Below are 16,554 nucleotides of genomic sequence, written 5' to 3'. Positions count from 1 at the left end.
TTGCTCCGCAAGCCGGTCGCAATGCTGAGGCTGAGGAGAAGTGTACGGAAAAGGCTAGCTCCGCAAGCCGGTCGTACAGGCTAAGGAGAAAAGGTTCATTACGGAAAGAAATAAGCCAAGGAGCGCTCATCGTTACTCGACACATCGGATGACCCTCCACTGCGTTCCGGAGGCATCCGATGAGCGAGTAACGAGCCAACCAGCAACCAACTAACCAGCAACCAGCCCCTAGTTCCGCTGACTCGCCTCCAAAGAATACCGCCGCAGCGTATCCGCCGGTCCGCCGATGTCCGTTTCGTCAAAATGAACGTCGAGCAGGATGATGCCGGTCGTTTCGTCGTAGGTGCCACTCCCGGAGAGCCCGATGGTGAAATCCGGCAAGTCGGAGGAAGAAATCCGTTGAATGAACACGTCCTGAGGGATGACCTCAACCGTTCCCGCAGTCGCCCCCTCTTCGGCGGGAGTGAATTTGAGGAGATTCGGCAGTCGGACCCCCATGGAAAAGGCGGAGAGGTCGTCGTAAATCCGCACGATGTTCAGCACATTGGTGCTGACTTCCGGCCGGTCGCCCAGGAAGCCGATGGTATTTTCCATAGTGTTGCTCTGATAGGCGAAGGCAAAAAACTGGCCGGTGCGGCCCGTCGGGGGGACGGGGTCCGGTCCAAAGGTAGTATACCCCCAGAGTTGCGGGAAGGAGGTACCGTCAGCCCACAGTTCGAGGTTGACCGTATTGTTGAGGCCAAAGGTGAGGGTGGCTACGGCGCGATCCTCCGCCAGCCGATAATCCTCGCTGGTGGGAATCTCTACGGTGAGCATCTTGGTGATGCGGTCTTCGTCGGGGTTCGAGTCGGTTTGAAAGGTGATGCTGGCCTCCGAGGTGCCCGCCGCGAAAATGAGCACGTCTCCACCGGGCAGCGTATAGTCTTGCCCCGGAATGGCCGTGCCGGAGATGGCCAGCGGTATGCTCAGTTCCTGGCGGACCGGCCGCGTTAGAAAGGCCGTCAACTGTGCCGTCCCGTTTACCACGGAAAGGCTTACTTCGGTATCTCCCCAGCCCAGTTGGGGCGGAGCACTGTTGGTGGGGGAGGCGTCCGGGCGGCAGCCCGCGATCAGGACGATCAGGACCAGGAGACCGCCCCACAGGGTACTAGTAGCCTTCATTTTGCGTCAAATTTGGGTTGCGGAAAAGGGCGTCCTCCGGAATGGGCAGGATGAAGTAGGGACTTGGGTAAGTCAGGTCACAAAAGCGAACGGAACCCGCGCAGTCGTCCCGGTCAATGTCGGCACCCCACCGACTCAGGTCAAAGAGCAGGTGCCCCTCCAGGGCCAGTTCCCGCCGTCGTTCCCGGCGGATTTCCTCCAGAAGTTCCGGTCCGGTCAACGTAATGGGGGGCGCGTTCAGGACGGCCCGCTGGTGGATGAGGTCGTAGTCGGCCTGCGCCAGTGCATCGTTGTTCAGGGCTGCGTTGGCTTCGGCGCGCAGCAGGTAGAGTTCCGAAAGCCGCAGGTAGATGGGGTTGAAGATGGCGGAGGGAGAAAAGGGGTACTTGGCCGTCAGCCGGAAGCCCCGGGTGTCCTGGGGGTAGAGTTGTCGGCGCAGATCGTCGGGCGCAAAGAGGCTCATCAGGTCCTCACTGACGCGGCAGAGGGGGTCTTCTTCTCCCCGTCCCGCAATCCGGGCCGGAGAGGTGCCACCGCTGGAAGTGAGGAGGCGTTGAATATCGATCCGCCACAGGGTTTCGGGGAGATCACGATCCTCCCAGGCTTCCAGGTAGGTTTCGCGGGGGGTGAGTTCCCGTCCGCTTGCGGTAATGGCCCGGGTGGCGAATTCCGCACAACTTTGCCAGTCTTCGCGGTAGGCTTGCACCCGCGCTAAGGCGCCCAAAACGACCGCCGGCTCGATCCAGACATTGTCTCCGTTGCGCCGGGAGAAGCTCGGGTCCACCAGGTCGGCGGCCTCCGTCAGGTCCCGGACGATGAGGTCGTAAATTTCCGCGACCGTGGCCCGGGAGGGTTGGTCGAGCACGCCCAGCGGACGATCAATCAGCGGAATGCCGGGATGGGCCGCCCCGTTGCTGAAGCCAGGGGCCTGGGCAAAAACTCGGACCATGTCAAAGTGGGCGACGGCGCGCAGGTGCAAAGCTTCCCCACGTAGCGACGCCCGTTGCTCCGGCGTCCCTTCTTCCAGGTCGGGAAGCGCCGCCAGCACGTCGTTGACTGCGTAGAGCAGGGTAAAGGGACGGTCATACAACTGATTGAGCGCACTCCCTTCGTAATCCGACGGTACGTTCAGGTCGTGCACCTGCCGGTATCGCAACACGCTGCCGGCATTATCGTCAAGGGGCACCAGGTTGCCCACCATCTCCGGGAAAAACAAGAAGCTCTGGGCGTAATAATCGGTGAAACTCAGTTGCTGGTAGGCGCCGACCAGGATGGCGTCGATGCCGCGAATAGTCGACAGCGCTTCGGCCCGGGAAAGTTCGTCCTGGGGCTCGATATCCAGAAAATTTCCGCAGCTCAACCAGCCAAGGAGCGGCAATAAGAGCATCCATATTTTTCGCATTACCATCCCGCTTTGATGCCGAAGACAAAGGCCCGCTGCTCCGGAAAGTTAAATCGATACTCGGCCACTCCGTTGCGGTCCCGCGGAGTGTCGTCGTCGTAGAGGTAGCCCACGTTGTTCACGTTGAAGGAGGCCGTGAGCGTCCGCCCGGTGCCCCAGGTGATGCCCAGCTCGCGCAAATCGAGGCTGGCTCCCACGGTCGCCAGCTGGATGAAGTTCAGGTCGTACAGGTACCGGCTGCTGGCACTCACCAACGGAGCGTCAAGCCGTAGCCGCGGGGTATCCGTCACGTCTCCGGGTAGCTGCCAGCGATCCAGCTGGTTTACGCTCTGGTTGTTGAAGCCGATCTGCCGACCGTCAGTGAAGGTGAGGCTATTGACCCGCACCGTACTGCCGTAGCTGAAGTTGATCAGGGCACTGAGGCGCAGGGGACCAAAGTCGTAGCTCTGCAGCAAGCCACCGAACACTTCGGGCGCGGACCGCCCGAGGGGCACCAGGTTCTCCGGCCGGCGCGCCTGAGCGGCATCGGTGGTGCGCTCGCCGGTGGCGAGCAGCCATTCTTCGTCACCGGTCTGGGGGTTGACGCCCAGGCTGGGCACTCCGTAAATGATGTTCAGGTCAAAGCCGGGCGTAAGGATCTGGCCGTTACGCGTGGTCGAGAATCCTGTGGGGAGTTCCCCGGTGTCAATGGACACCAGACGGTTGAAGTTCCGCGAGGCCGTCAGGCGGGCGTTGTAGCCCCGGCCGTCCGCTCCCCGCGGACGCCAGGTAACCGTCAGCTCGGGACCGTAGTTCAGGATGGTGGCAATGTTGGCCACAATGTTGGGGAATCCACTGGCGTTGGGCACCTGCACGTTGAAGATACCCCCAACGGTGAGGTTGCGGTAAAACTCAAAGTTGACGCCCAGCCGGTCCTCAATGAAGCGGACCTGGAGGCTCAGGTTAAGCTGGCGTTTCCGCTCCCAACCCAGCAGGTCATTGATGGGGGCGGAGGGGATGAGGGGAAACTGACCGCCGTAGTCGACGTCGTCAATCCGATAGAGTCCCTGGGCGGTGTATACCCCGATCCGGCTGTTGCCCGTCACCCCGTAGGAGACCCCCAACCGTCCGCTGGTGATGCCCAGCGGACGGCTGGCCATAAAGCCCTCCTCGCTGAAGTTCCAGTTGCCGCCGATGGCGTAGAAAACGTCGGCCTGAGTGTCTCCCCCAAACAGGGAGGTAGCGTCCAGCCGGGCGTTGGCCTTGAAGAAGTAGCGGTAGTCGTAATTATAGGACAGCTCACTGTAGCCGGATACTTTTGCTCGCTCGAAGATGCTCTCGTCGGTGTCGGTATTCTCGCGGGGCAGGAAAGCCAGTCGTCGCAGGTCGTCAAAGGGAAAGTCCGTGCCCTGCGCCACCAGATTGAAACGGTCCTGCCGTTGCAGTTCGCCCCCGAGGAGGAAAAAGGGGTGGTGATCTCCCAGTGATTTGGGCTGGTAGCTGCCCTGCAGATTGGCGACCCACTGGGTGTTGTCACGGTCAGAGAGCACCAGGCGACCATTGCGCGTTCTGCCGGACCCGTTCAGGGCACTGTCGTAACGAAACTGACTGTTCTGGTTGACGTCGATGCCCACCTGGCCCCGGAAGTTGATCTCCTGTGTGGGGTCATAGCGCAGGCGGAGGGTGCCGTTGAGATTGCGGCTGTCGGTGTAGTTTTCGTTTTGGGCCAGGGCCGCCAGGGGGTTAGGCCGGTTGAGGAAAGTACCCTGGTCGTTGAAGCTGCCGTCGGGCAGGAAGGGGTCAAGATTCGGCGGGTAGGAGAAGGCGGCGTAGGTGCTGACGTTATCTTTCCGCTGGGCGCCGCCGTTGATCCGGGTGTACAATTCGAGTTTCGGGTGCAGGTCGGCCGTCATGCTCAGGGAGAAGGTCCCCGTCCGCAGGCCGTTGCTACGGTGGATACTTTCCAGCACGGCGTAGCCCGCCGCCAGGCGGTACCGGAAGCGATCGTTGCCGCCGGAGAGGTTGAGGTCGATGTCGGTGTTGGTGGCCGTTTGCTGCACCAGCGACCGCCAGTCGGTATCCACGTCACTCGGCCCCGCTTCGGCGGGATTATTGCCGGAGTTGAAGGCCGTTTCCCGGGCCAGCTCCAAATACTGCTCGGTGTTGAGGTACTTGATCTCGTTGATGGGGTTAGCGAATCCCGTGCGGACGCTCAGGTTGACCTGGGTTGGCCCCGCCCGGCCCGACTTGGTGGTGATCAGGATCACGCCGTTGCTCGCATCACTCCCGTAGAGGGCCGTCGCGCTGGCGTCGCGCAAAATGGTGATGTTCTGGATGTCGTCCGGGTTGATGAAGGTCAGGGGATTCAGTGCCAGGCTGTTGCCGTCACTGAAAATAGCCCCGCCGGAGGAGGCGCTCGTGGGTTGCTCCGTCACGTCGAAGAGCGGTACGCCGTCCAGCACGAAGAGGGGTTGGGTGGAGGCCGAAAACGTACTCAGGTTGCCCGGGATGGAGCCCTGCCCCCGGACCTGCACCTGCACCGGTCGGCCCGGTTCACCGGTATTGATCTGCACCTGCACCCCGGCGGCCACGCCTTCGAGCAGTTTATCGAGGCTTTCCACGGGGCGGTCCGTGAGGGTTTCGGTCATCTCTACGGTGGCGTAGCTGCCCACCGTTTCACTGGCCTTCTGCTCCCCGCGGTAGGCCGTGACGGTAACTTCCTGGAGCATGGCGGCGTCTTCGCGCAGGACGACGTTAATCACCCCGCCCTTGCCAGCGACCCTGAGGGTGCGGGATTTCATCCCGGTGTAGGAGTAGGTAAGGCGGCCGGTACTGTCCGGCAGGGTGAGGGCGTAGGATCCGTCGAGGTCGGTGGCCGTGCCCCGGCCGGAGGCCGGGTCGCGGACGGTCGCCCCGATCAATCCTTCTCCGTCGGTGCCGGTAACCCGCCCCCGTACCTCGTGCTGGGCCGACAGGGTAGCCGCTCCCACCATGAGCAAGAGCAGGAACATCAAACGTTGCTTCATGTCGAGCAAGATAGGGTTTAGTGAACAAGGAACCCCCGTTCGACGGATCAACAAAGACCGGAATCACGATCTTTTTTCCGGTATCAGCCCACCGTCTCTTTAGCGGGAACTTTGGGGAACAGCAGGGCGATGAATACCGTCATCACGCAACCGATCAGGTTGAGCCACAGGTAGGCCAGATCATGGTAGCCCAGCCAGTACCCCACGAAAGTGAGGATTACGATCATTTCGGCCACCAGGGCGGCGATCAGCACGGCCGTACTGCCCACCCGCTTGAAGAAAAAGGCTACCACGAAGATGCCCAGAATCACGCCGTAAAACAGCGAGCCGATGATGTTGACGGCCTGGATCAGGTTGTCGAACAGATTCGCCACGGCCGCAAATCCGAGCGCAATACATCCCCACATGATGGTGAGCCACTTGCTGGCCTTGAAGTAATGGTCGTCTTCCCGGTTGCGTACGAAGCTTCGGCGGTACAGGTCCACCATCGAGGTGGTGGCCAGCGCGTTCAGCTCCGAACTGGTACTGGACATGGCCGCGGAAAAAATCACGGCAAGCAGCAAGCCGATGAGGCCCACGGGCAGGTACTGGGTGATGAAGGTGATGAACACGTAATCGCGGTCCTCCACGATGGCCTCGGGGTTCATCCGTTCGATCAGGTGATCGACTTTCTCGGAAATCAATTGCCGTTCCGCCACGGCTGAACGCAGCTGCGTCTGGGCAGCCTCAATGGTCGCTTCCTCCTCGGTGCGTAGGGCTTCTACCAGGGCGGTGGAAGCAGCGCTGGCTTCGGCGTTAACGGCAGCGTAATCCTCTTCGAGCACGCTGAGTTCCGGGGCTAGCGACGAATTGCGCAGGTTGTCCAGGTTGGCCGTATTGAAGTGAATCGGCGGAGCGGTAAACAGGAAAAACACGAACACGAGAATGCCCACGAAGAGCACCATGAACTGCATCGGGACCTTGAAAATACCGTTGAAGAGCAGTCCCAGTCTACTTTCCGTCAGGCTCTTGCCGGAAAGGTAGCGCTGGACCTGACTCTGGTCCGTACCGAAGTAACTCAGGAAAAGGAAGGTTCCCCCCAGAAGGGCCGACCACAGGTTGTAACGATCGTTGAGGTCGAAATTCAGGTCCACGACCTCCAGTTTGCCGAGTTTACCAGCCACGCCCATGGCGTCCGCCAGACCCACGTCGCTGGGCAATCGCATCACCACCACCACGCCGGCGGCCAGCATCCCCAGTAGGATCACGATCATTTGCTGCTTTTGGGTAACCGAAACGGCCTTCGTGCCCCCCACCACGGTGTAGAAAATGACGACCACACCGATCACCAGGATCGTCAAACTGAGTGACCAGCCCAGAATGGTGGACAGAATGATGGCGGGAGCGTAAATGGTAATGCCCGCGGCCAGTCCCCGCTGAATCAGAAAGAGCAGGGCCGTTAGGGTGCGGACGCGTACGTCAAAGCGGCCCTCCAGGTATTCGTAGGCCGTGTAGACCTGTAAGCGGTAGTAAATCGGCAGGACGAATACGCAGAGGATGACCATCGCGATGGGCAGGCCAAAGTAAAATTGCGCGAAGCCCAGACCATCATCATAGGCTTGTCCGGGGGTACTCAAAAAGGTAATGGCGCTGGCCTGGGTGGCCATCACGGACAGACCGATGGTCCACCATTTCAGGTCGCGGTCACCGAGCAGATAGCTCTTTACGTTGTCTACGGATCTTGTCTTCCAGACACCGAAGCCCACAATGGCGGCCAGGGTGCCGGTCATTACCAACCAGTCAATCGTACTCATGCGTAGGCTTGTGAGAAGAGATAGAATAAAATGATGATGACGGCGTGGAGTACCAGCACGAACAGGTACACATTTTTCCAGCTACCGAGTACGGGAGGTCCGTCCAGTCCGGGTTCCGGATCGATTTGGTGGTCATTTGGCGGGGTCATGGCGTGAAGGTAAGAAGGAATATAGGATTCGTAGGGGCGATACTTTTGGGCAACGGAGTGCAGGTGCCAGCTTGTCTCCAAAAGAGCCGTCAACCCCTGATTAGCCGGAAGTGTTGTTTTTGGGTGAAAAAGTTCGAGAAAATTGGCCTGGGTGGCGGCTGCCACTGGTGCACCGAAGGGGTATTCGTTTCCCTTCGTGGAGTGGAAAAAGTGGACCAGGGATGGATTGCCGGATCGGCTCCCCACGACACCTTTTCGGAGGCCGTCATCGTTCATTTTGATCCTGCCGTCATCTCCGCCGAGGATTTGATTGCCGTGCACCTGGAAACCCATGCTTCCACCGTAAATCATGGCCTGCGGCACCGTTACCGTTCGGCCATCTATGCGTTCTCGGACCAGGATAGGGTGCGATTCGGCGGCATCCTGGATGATTTGCGCACGGGATTCTCTGCTCCCCTGGTGACCGAAGTGGTTATGTTTGACCACTTTCGCGCTTCGCCTCCCGAATACCAGGATTACTACCGCACGGACCCCAACCGCCCCTTCTGCCAGAACTACATCAGTCCGAAGTTGCGGGCATTGCGACGTCGCCGACCCGAAGTCCTTTCCGAGGAGGCCGTTCGCGCCCTAACCGAGGAGGTACCGTAATTCTTCCCGGTCAAAGTCCAGCCCGACGCCGTCTCCGATGATGTCCTCGGAGAGTTGCTTCTTCCGGGCCTGCAGCCGGTTGATTTTCTCCTCGATGGTATCCTTGGTCAGAAACTTCCGCGCGAAGACGTTGCCCTTCCTCCCGATCCGGTGGGCCCGGGCGATGGCCTGGTCTTCGGTGGAGGGGTTCCACCAGGGGTCGAGGATGAAGACATAGTCCGCGGCGGTCAGGTTAAGGCCGGTGCCACCGGCCTTGATCGAGATGAAGAACGTCTGCACCTCCGGATTTTCCTGGAAGCGGGTAACTTCCACGGCCCGTTGTTTGGCGGATACCTGGCCGGTAATCCAGGCGAAGGGCTTTCCTTCGGCCTCGAGTTTAGCCCGGAACAATTCCAGGTGGCTGACCATACTGCTGAAGATGAGCACTTTGTGGCCCGACTTATGGACGGTTTCCCACTGCTCGATTACCTCGTCAAACTTACCGGAGCTTTTCGTGTAGTCTTCCTCCACGAGTACCGGGTGGTTGGCCAGCTGACGCAGACGCGTCAGCGTCTGGATCACCCGCAGCTTATACTGCCCGTTTTCGGGGGCGTAAGCCCCCAGTAGCGCATTTCTGGCGGCCGCAACCTCCTGTTCGTAGCGTTTCCGCTGCGGACTCGACATTTCACAGTAGTACTGCTGCACGTCGAGTTCCGGGAGGTCGGGCGCTACTTCTTCTTTGGTCCGGCGCAGCAGGTGGGGGCTAACCAGCTTCCGTAGTTGGGCTTTTTTCTCTTCGTCGTCCCGTTGCTCAATGGGCGTGATGAAGGTCTTTTTGAAGAAGGCGTAATTCCGCAGCAATCCCGGATTGATGAATTGCATCTGGGACCACAGGTCGGAGAGCGAATTCTCGATCGGGGTGCCCGACAGGCTGATCCGGTGCCGGGCGGACAGTTCGTTGAGCGACCGGAAAACCTTGCTCTGGCGGTTCTTGATTTGCTGGCTTTCGTCCAGCACGATGTAGGTGAAGTCAATCTGCTCCAGGACCGACTGGTCACGCAGGGCCGTTTGGTAGGTCGTCAGGAGGACATCGAAGCGACGCAGTACCCGGGCGTCTTTCGTTCGTCCCGTTCCGGTATGGGTGGCTACCGTCAGCGAGGGCGCAAATTGCTGAAGTTCATTGCGCCAGTTAAAGACCAGGGAGGCGGGAAGTACGATCAGTGCCCGGAGGGGTTGGAGGAACTCTTCGTCGGCAGCGGGGGCGTTGAAAAGGTCCATTTGCTGTCCGCTGGAAGCATTGCTGCCAGAAGTATCTTCGGCACCTGCGCGCTTGCGCCCAGCTACACTTCCTATTGCTTCTCCCAGGCGCTCCTTGGCGTAAAGCAGCACGGCGATCGTCTGCAGGGTTTTACCCAGTCCCATATCGTCGGCCAGGCAGGCACCGAGCTCTTCGTGATAGTGGCGGACCAACCACCGGGCACCCCGCAGCTGGTAAGGACGGAGCGTCGCCTTTAACTGATGACTGGGTTGGTAGGCGCTGGCGAGGGTCCTGGCCAGTTCACCGTCGTGGGTAGATACGCCCATGTCCTGCAGCAGGGGGGCCTGACTACGGGCGAGGCGCACCTTGCGTCCCTCGACCCGGGCAAACTGCAGGCCGGAGCGGTAGCGGGAAAACCAGGTCTGGGGAATGAGGAAAATGGAGCCGTCGGGTAGCGGGAAGCAGGGATCATTGCGCTGGATGAAGCGAACCAGTTTAGCGAAGGGTATCCGGTGGGGCCCCACTTCCACGGTTCCCTTCAGGTCCAGCCAGTCGTTTTCCTGCTCGGAGGTGATGGTGATGCTGCCCGGATGCGTTGTGATCACCTGGCCTTCGATTTCCGGCGGCGTGACTTCAATACCCTGGCTTTCCAGCAGCGAACCGTTTTCCGTCAGCCACCGCAGGGCGGCGTGGGGATCCTCGGCGGACGTATCATCGGGCAGCATGGCGGCCGTTCCCGTCACGGGTTGCAGACCGGTATCCGTCAGTTTTTGGAGGAGTTCCGCCTCCTGTTCCGGATTACGCACGATCCGGGTCAGCCGGTAGGGTGGGCGGGCGGTATAGTCTACGGCAGTGGTATCGCTGCCACCCAGCGGGAATACCGTTTTGCCGTACAGGAATTCGGGGTAGAGGTAGTATTTCCCTTCGAAGGGGTGGGGGCGGGCGGCGATGCGCAGTCGGTCGGGCTGGAGCACTTCCCGGTAGGTAAAACCTTCGGCCTGGATGGGATTGTGCTTGGCTACCCGAATGACGAATTCCCGCCAATATTGACTGACCTTTTCCGACGGAATCTGGACGGTATCCCGACTCAGGAAGGGCCTGACCTGATCGCCGTTCATCCCCGTGAGGGGATAAAGCTGGCCGTCGGCCACGATCCAGCCCGGGATGGGGTGATTGGTGATCACCTTTACGTCCTGATAACGGATGTTTTGGAGCTGGCCATCCTTACCCTCCAGGATCAGCCGATAATCCATGCCACCATCGTGAAGACTAAAGCTGGCCCGGGGCAGGGGAGGGGTTGGATGGAAGGGGACCAGATAATCGTGGGGCGCTTTGCGGGGGTCAAGCCCCAGCGTAACGGCAATGCCCTCCGCCCGGCAGATGGTGAGCATCTCCGATGTCCGGTGGTGGATGTGCCGGATAACGTTTTCTCGTTCCTTGCCGCCCAGTAAGCCCGCCAGGGTAGGGACTTTTTTGGCGCCCTTGCGAAATACTTCCGTGATGTTTTTTTCCCGTAAGGAATCGGCGAGCTGGAGCGCCCGCTCCAGGGGCTCGGAGGGTGAGATGTCGAAAATTCCCAGACCTCCGGGCCGGGCCGTTTGGTGGATGTGCACCAATCTGCCCGCCGTATTTCGGCTGGCTACGTAGGCTTTGGGTAGAAAAATACCCGTTCGAAACTCAAAGAAATTAAAAAGGACTTCGGAAGTGTCGGCCAAGAGAATTCGTTTTCCAAAATTTTCAAGCGAAAGCGCCAAAGGTAATACCTTGCGCCCGTGCAACTGGCGGATCATATCTTATTTTTTCTGCTGGGTATCCTCCTGCCCGCAGTCCTGTTCTTCTCGGCGAGCAAACGGCGGCATGAAGACAGTTCCCGATGGTCTTCTAAAATGAAAATTGCCCTGTATTACGGCAATGGTGCGCTACTCTGGGGACTTACGGCCATGATCATCATCGTGTGGTACTTCAGTGGCCGCCCGATGGTTGACCTCGGTTTGGGATGGGGAGATTTCCCCTATGATCTTGGTGCCGTGATGGTGCTTTCGGCCTTCATCGGGCTGTACCTGCTCGACGTATACCTGGAGGCGGGCAGCTCGGATCGGCGGGAAGCCACCCGGCGGGAATTCCACCGTATGGGTTTCTTACCCGCCAACTCCCGGGAGTTTCTGCACTTCCTCTTCCTGGCCGTCACGGCTGGCGTCTGTGAGGAAGTAATCTACCGGGGCTTTATGATCAGCTACCTGACGGAGGTGTTGGGCCCGAGTCCGCTCGGTCAGGTTTCCGCTCTGGTTATTCCGGCCGTTGCTTTTGGCCTCGGGCATTTCTATCAGGGGGGGAGGGCAGTAATGAAGATCGTTTTAATGGCCATCCTGTTTGGGTTCTTCTTCATGAAGTCCTGGACCCTGTGGCCCCTGATGCTGTTGCACACGGCGGTAGACGTGCTGGGGGGCGTGCTGAGTTGGTCATTACTGGGGAGAGAAGAGTAAATAAAATCTTTTCTCGCAACCAATCGTGGCTATTTGCTTGTTAATCAAGAGGTACTACCACGGAGGTGACTTTATCGCGGCGGATTCCTCACAAAAAAGCCAATAAAAATTGTTGCTGGGTTGTGAGAAAATAAAAATCTGCTTACCTTTGCGTCCGCTTCGGAAGAAGTTATTGGCTCTGTAGCTCAACTGGATAGAGCACTTGACTACGAATCAAGAGGTTTCAGGTTCGAATCCTGACAGAGTCACAAATGACTAAACGGGTCTTTGACCGGGAGAATAATCCTGATAAAAAGGCCAACAGAGTCACTTCTAAGCAGACTGCGGTCTGCTTTTTTATTGATAGCCCCCGGGCCAACGCCAGTAGCTATGTCTAAAGTTTGCAATTTCACGGGTAAGAAGCCCATCAGTGGCAACAACGTTTCGCACTCCAACCGGAAGACTAAGCGTCGTTTTGTGCCCAACATTCAGAAGAAAAAATTCTTTGTTCCCGAAACGGGCGAGTTCGTAACGCTGCGGGTATCCACCAGCGCCATGCGTACCATCAACAAGCTTGGTGTTTACGCTTACGTAAAGAAACTCGAATCCAAGGGAATTGATACCGGCGTTAAGCTCTAATTCATCTATACCATGGCAAAGAAGAGTAAAGGCAACCGTAACCAGATCATCCTTGAGTGCACCGAGCACAAGGCTACTGGTCAACCCGGCACCAGTCGGTACGTTACCCAGAAGAACCGTAAGAATACGCCAGAACGGCTTGAACTGAAGAAGTACAACCCGATTCTGCGTAAGATGACCGTTCACCGGGAAATTAAGTAATCATTGAACCTATCCCGGGCGGCGATTGTCGTTAAGGATACCAAACCAACCTAACAATGGCTAAAGTATCAAAGAACTCACGGGTAGGCCAACGTGCCGCCAACGCCGGTTCCGGTCGTGACTACATCAAAGTTGTTCAGTCCGTTAAGGATCCCAAGACTGGTAAGTACTCTTACAAGGAAGTGATGGTCCACAAGGACAAGATCGACGAATTCATGAAGGACAAGTAACCCTTTGGTTATTCCTCATGAAAAGCTCAACTTCCCCCGGGGAAGTTGAGCTTTTTTCGTGGTGGCTTACCGTGGTGGATTCCCTTCCCGTCACACTTTAATTTATCTACCTTTATCGCCCTTATTCTCAGGGGAAACATTCCAAATTATTTTCCATGACCAACGATCAACTGAAGGAACTCAAGCAACGCCTGGAGCTGCTCAAGGGGTACCTGGACGTGGAGAAGCGAAGTTTCGAAATCGAGGACCTCACCCAGCGGAGCCTCGACCCCAATTTCTGGAACGACAGTAAGCAGGCCGAATCCATCATGAAGTCCCTGCAGAGCCATAAGAACTGGGTAAAACAGTACCAGACGGTGGCGGATCGGGTAGATGATCTCGAAGTGCTGCAGGAATTCTTAAAGGAGGGGGAGGGGACCGAGGAAGAAGTGGACCGCCGCTACGAAGAGACGATCGCCGTGCTGGACGACGCTGAGTTCCGGGCTACCCTCAACCGCCCCGAAGATGAACTCGGAGCCATCCTGGAGATCAACGCCGGTGCCGGAGGCACCGAAGCCAACGACTGGGCCGATATGCTCCTGCGGATGTACTCGATGTACGTTGACAAGAATACCGACTATAAACTGTCGGTCGCCAACCGCACCGAAGGAGACGTAGCGGGCATCAAATCCGCCACGGTGGAGATTATCGGCGACTTTGCCTACGGTATGCTCAAGGGCGAAAATGGGGTGCACCGCCTGGTCCGGATTAGCCCCTTTAACGCCCAGGGTAAACGGCAAACGAGCTTTGCCTCCGTCTTCGTCCATCCCCGCGTAGACGATACCATCGAAGTCGAGATCAACCCCGCCGATCTGAGCTGGGACACCTTCCGCGCCAGCGGCGCGGGCGGTCAGCACGTCAACAAGACGGAATCCGCCGTCCGCGTAACCCACGCCCCCACCGGCATCGTGGTCGAATGCCAGGAAGAGCGGAGCCAGCACCAGAACCGCGAACGGGCCATGAACATGCTCCGCAGCCGGATTTATGAACTGGAGCTGTCCAAACAACGGGCGGAGAAGGACGAAATCGAGGCCGGCAAAACGGCCAACGAGTGGGGCAGCCAGATCCGTAGCTACGTCCTCGACGATCGCCGCGTCAAGGACCACCGCACCAACTGGCAAACCAGCCAGACCGACGCCGTCCTGGACGGCGATCTGGAAGACTTCCTGAAGGCCTATCTGCGCTGGAGCGGAGAAGCGAAGTAGAGGATCAAGGCTGAAGAATTTAGGATTCAGGCGGCGGTAGAATAGACTTTTGGAGTTACTGTCACCCGTTGACCCCGGAACTGGCTTGCTCCGTAGGCTGGTCTCGAAGCTGGGGTGACCTCGGATCCGGTTTGCTCCGCAAGCCGGTCTTGAAGCCGAGGATTTGTTCTTTTGGCCGCGATTAAAGGAACCGGTAGCACCGGATTATTGATTTCAAAAATTAAGGGGGTGCATTAATTGGTCGGGCAAGCACAAGCCGGTCTTGATTCTGGAGAATGCAGCCGGCGGGGACCCTCAAAGGAGCAACGCGCTGTGCTTGTTGCACACTTCGAGGTCCCAAGCGAACGCACCCAAAACCGGTCGAGGCGTTCCACGCCGAGCCATTCCTAGGGCCGACCATCTTTCCGGAAGAGCCTCGCTCCCCGCCCCATCAATGATTGGTCAGGCAAGCGCAAGCCTGTCGACCAAACCCCTTAGGCGCGGGAACGTAGCGACAAGACATGTCTTGTCGCCTGCTGCGTGCCCGGAACTCCAAGCGCGATTCCTCTGGAATCGCTGGTCGCGCAAAGCTAAGTCTGAGGGGGGAATTAACGAATGGTTGCCACTTCACGGCGTAGTAGACATCCGGCGAATAGTGGGTAGCTAGCCAATATTGATATAAGCTTCCCAATGTTCTCAAGGTAGCCAGGAAAGCATTGGGCTTCCACCCTCCGAAGCGAGTGCACAGCGCTTTAATTCCCGGATACGTTGCAGATTCCTGAAGAAATCAGCTGATAAAGGTTACTTTCAGTAATTCTTCACCCAAAAGCAGGATACTATGAAACTTCTTTTATCGCTGATTCTTGTCGGTTCACTAAGTTTTGGTGCTGAGCTTTTGGGCCAGGATCTCTCAGCCGGTCGCGTGGCCATCATCGGTTTTACGGGAGGGATCAACGAGGACGTTTTAAATGGGTTGGATCCCAGAAAAATCGATGATGTTCCTTACACCTCCGAAGAGAAAGATCTGCAAGGACGGGTCGATAAGCGCTTGACAAAACTATTCCTGGATGGTGCTTACGAGCTGCTACAAAAACAGCTAGAGGAAAAAGGTATTCAACTGGAGCCGCTTACGGTCAGCGATAAAGTCGCTACCCTAAATGAGAGTGGTTATCCCAATCCATTAATCCCCAAAAGTGTCATCAAGAAAAAAAATGATGATTATGCGGATTACTTTTTAAACATCAACATCGTTTGCTCTAAACCCATACTCGGGGGGCTAAGTGGATTCAAGCCGGTAGCACGGATGCGGATCGTGTTGTTCGACGGAAGTGGGCAGAAGATCAAAACCATCAACGAAGAAGTGAAGGGGGCAAACTCCGTGCGGAGCACCGACTTTGACGAAGAATGGACCCGCCCCGTCGAGCGTTTTAATCGAATGGACTGGTATTCCGTCAGCTTACTGGAGGAACGCCTGCGGCCCATCGTTGATGCGGTGGTTGCGCAAAGCGTTGATCAGTTGTGATGTTTAGATTTATGGGAGCGTAACGGAAGTAATGATGCCCGGGAATAAGCAGACCAATTCCGGGACAGGAAGGTAGCGGCAAGTCATGCGTTGCCACCTACTGAGTGCCCCACAATACACTCACGATTCCCCCGGAATCGCTGGTCACCCACCACGGTGCATGCAGAGAATGACTATAGCGGTGCCTCGGTACCGCTTTGCGGATTTAGCATAGCCGTCGTTGAATCTCCCCTTGACGTGAGCGCAAAAATTGGGACGATTCAGGTTTCGTCGGGGCACCAGGATTCCGCTTCGCGGCAGAGCCGTTCGAACCGTTTGGAGCCAAAAAAGAAAAGGCCGTTGCCTTATTGACAACGACCTTTCGTCGGGGCACCAGGATTCCGCTTCGCGGCAGAGCAGTTCGAACCGTTTGGGGCCAAAAAAGAAAAGGCCGTTGTCTTGTTGACAACGACCTTTTGTCGGGGCACCAGGATTCCGCGTTGCGGCAGAGCAGTTCGAACCGTTGGGGCCAAAAAAGAAAAGGCCGTTGCCTTATTGACAACGACCTTTCGTCGGGGCACCAGGATTCCGCTTCGCGGCAGAGCAGTTCGAACCGTTGGAGCCAAAAAAGAAAAGGCCGTTGTCTTGTTGACAACGACCTTTCGTCGGGGCACCAGGATTCTGCTTCGCGGCAGAGCAGTTCGAACCGTTGGAGCCAAAAAAGAAAAGGCCGTTGCCTTATTGACAACGACCTTTCGTCGGGGCACCAGGATTCCGCTTCGCGGCAGAGCAGTTCGAACCGTTGGAGCCAAAAAAGAAAAGGCCGTTGCCTTATTGACAACGACCTTTCGTCGGGGCACCAGGATTCCGCTTCGCGGCAGAGCAGTTCGAACCGTTGGAGCC

The 16,554-nt window shown here is 57.8% G+C and carries 13 protein-coding genes and 1 tRNA gene; 8 read left to right on the top strand and 6 right to left on the bottom strand.

Features of this window, described 5'->3' with window-relative positions; genetic code table 11:
• Nucleotides 1-228: 228 nt before the first annotated feature.
• The 5 genes from E1J53_RS10715 to E1J53_RS23965 form a co-directional block, all read right to left on the bottom strand.
• Nucleotides 229-1,161: a hypothetical protein gene (locus E1J53_RS10715; RefSeq protein WP_134270512.1), complete on the bottom strand. Its 933-nt coding sequence runs from the start codon at nucleotides 1,159-1,161 to the stop codon at nucleotides 229-231.
• Nucleotides 1,148-2,563, bottom strand: a complete 1,416-nt coding sequence (locus E1J53_RS10710; RefSeq protein WP_173021442.1) for a RagB/SusD family nutrient uptake outer membrane protein — start codon at nucleotides 2,561-2,563, stop codon at nucleotides 1,148-1,150. The genes E1J53_RS10715 and E1J53_RS10710 overlap by 14 nt, the downstream gene beginning before the upstream one ends.
• Nucleotides 2,563-5,568, bottom strand: a complete 3,006-nt coding sequence (locus E1J53_RS10705) for a SusC/RagA family TonB-linked outer membrane protein (RefSeq protein ID WP_134270510.1) — start codon at nucleotides 5,566-5,568, stop codon at nucleotides 2,563-2,565. Before E1J53_RS10705 ends, E1J53_RS10710 begins: the two co-directional genes overlap by 1 nt.
• Before the next feature lie 83 nt (nucleotides 5,569-5,651).
• Nucleotides 5,652-7,361, bottom strand: a complete 1,710-nt coding sequence (locus tag E1J53_RS10700) for a sodium:solute symporter (RefSeq protein ID WP_134270509.1) — start codon at nucleotides 7,359-7,361, stop codon at nucleotides 5,652-5,654.
• On the bottom strand, nucleotides 7,358-7,510 hold the full coding sequence (locus E1J53_RS23965; protein WP_173021441.1) for a hypothetical protein: 153 nt from the start codon (nucleotides 7,508-7,510) through the stop codon (nucleotides 7,358-7,360). The genes E1J53_RS10700 and E1J53_RS23965 overlap by 4 nt, the downstream gene beginning before the upstream one ends.
• Before the next feature lie 123 nt (nucleotides 7,511-7,633).
• On the opposite strand from E1J53_RS23965, the gene E1J53_RS10695 reads away from it, so the two are divergent.
• Nucleotides 7,634-8,158 (top strand): peptide-methionine (S)-S-oxide reductase, encoded by a 525-nt coding sequence (locus E1J53_RS10695; protein WP_368671747.1) that lies wholly within the window; start codon nucleotides 7,634-7,636, stop codon nucleotides 8,156-8,158.
• On the opposite strand, the gene E1J53_RS10690 is transcribed toward E1J53_RS10695, so the two are convergent.
• Complete coding sequence (locus tag E1J53_RS10690; RefSeq protein WP_173021440.1) at nucleotides 8,138-11,110, bottom strand: DEAD/DEAH box helicase; 2,973 nt, start codon at nucleotides 11,108-11,110, stop codon at nucleotides 8,138-8,140. The genes E1J53_RS10695 and E1J53_RS10690 overlap by 21 nt on opposite strands.
• 57 nt (nucleotides 11,111-11,167) lie before the next feature.
• Here E1J53_RS10690 and E1J53_RS10685 point away from each other — a divergent pair, with 57 nt between their 5' ends.
• The 7 genes from E1J53_RS10685 to E1J53_RS10655 all read left to right on the top strand — a co-directional run bounded on the left by E1J53_RS10685 (nucleotide 11,168) and on the right by E1J53_RS10655 (nucleotide 15,672).
• The gene (locus tag E1J53_RS10685) at nucleotides 11,168-11,878 is read left to right on the top strand and encodes a CPBP family intramembrane glutamic endopeptidase (RefSeq protein ID WP_134270506.1); all 711 of its coding nucleotides are present in this window, start codon (nucleotides 11,168-11,170) and stop codon (nucleotides 11,876-11,878) included.
• Between the two features lie 174 nt (nucleotides 11,879-12,052).
• Nucleotides 12,053-12,126 (top strand) — tRNA-Arg (locus tag E1J53_RS10680).
• 121 nt (nucleotides 12,127-12,247) lie between these two features.
• A complete protein-coding gene (gene rpmB / locus E1J53_RS10675; RefSeq protein WP_134270505.1) occupies nucleotides 12,248-12,496 on the top strand; it encodes a 50S ribosomal protein L28 in 249 nt (82 codons plus the stop codon).
• Between the two features lie 12 nt (nucleotides 12,497-12,508).
• On the top strand, nucleotides 12,509-12,697 hold the full coding sequence (gene rpmG, locus E1J53_RS10670; protein ID WP_134270504.1) for a 50S ribosomal protein L33: 189 nt from the start codon (nucleotides 12,509-12,511) through the stop codon (nucleotides 12,695-12,697).
• Nucleotides 12,698-12,753: 56 nt separating this feature from the next.
• Complete coding sequence (locus E1J53_RS10665) at nucleotides 12,754-12,927, top strand: DUF4295 family protein (RefSeq protein WP_134270503.1); 174 nt, start codon at nucleotides 12,754-12,756, stop codon at nucleotides 12,925-12,927.
• A gap of 155 nt (nucleotides 12,928-13,082) precedes the next feature.
• Entirely contained in the window at nucleotides 13,083-14,171 is a 1,089-nt protein-coding gene (gene prfB, locus E1J53_RS10660) for a peptide chain release factor 2 (RefSeq protein WP_134270502.1), read from the top strand.
• A gap of 817 nt (nucleotides 14,172-14,988) precedes the next feature.
• The gene (locus E1J53_RS10655) at nucleotides 14,989-15,672 is read left to right on the top strand and encodes a hypothetical protein (protein WP_134270501.1); all 684 of its coding nucleotides are present in this window, start codon (nucleotides 14,989-14,991) and stop codon (nucleotides 15,670-15,672) included.
• Nucleotides 15,673-16,554: the final 882 nt, after the last annotated feature.

It is taken from the genome of Lewinella sp. W8 (assembly GCF_004375085.3).
GTDB lineage: Bacteria > Bacteroidota > Bacteroidia > Chitinophagales > Saprospiraceae > Neolewinella.
The sequence above is the reverse complement of the archived record's forward strand: the minus strand, read 5'-3'. Positions and strand labels throughout refer to the sequence as shown.

Bases quoted from the DNA above. Each gene is read 5' to 3' on its own strand.
- E1J53_RS10705 (WP_134270510.1), bottom strand. From the start codon at position 5,568: ATGAAGCAACGTTTGATGTTCCTGCTCTTGCTCATGGTGGGAGCGGCT.
- E1J53_RS10715 (WP_134270512.1), bottom strand. From the start codon at position 1,161: ATGAAGGCTACTAGTACCCTGTGGGGCGGTCTCCTGGTCCTGATCGTC.
- rpmG (WP_134270504.1), top strand. From the start codon at position 12,509: ATGGCAAAGAAGAGTAAAGGCAACCGTAACCAGATCATCCTTGAGTGC.
- E1J53_RS10655 (WP_134270501.1), top strand. From the start codon at position 14,989: ATGAAACTTCTTTTATCGCTGATTCTTGTCGGTTCACTAAGTTTTGGT.
- rpmB (WP_134270505.1), top strand. From the start codon at position 12,248: ATGTCTAAAGTTTGCAATTTCACGGGTAAGAAGCCCATCAGTGGCAAC.
- E1J53_RS10665 (WP_134270503.1), top strand. From the start codon at position 12,754: ATGGCTAAAGTATCAAAGAACTCACGGGTAGGCCAACGTGCCGCCAAC.
- E1J53_RS10700 (WP_134270509.1), bottom strand. From the start codon at position 7,361: ATGAGTACGATTGACTGGTTGGTAATGACCGGCACCCTGGCCGCCATT.
- prfB (WP_134270502.1), top strand. From the start codon at position 13,083: ATGACCAACGATCAACTGAAGGAACTCAAGCAACGCCTGGAGCTGCTC.
- E1J53_RS10710 (WP_173021442.1), bottom strand. From the start codon at position 2,563: ATGCGAAAAATATGGATGCTCTTATTGCCGCTCCTTGGCTGGTTGAGC.
- E1J53_RS23965 (WP_173021441.1), bottom strand. From the start codon at position 7,510: ATGACCCCGCCAAATGACCACCAAATCGATCCGGAACCCGGACTGGAC.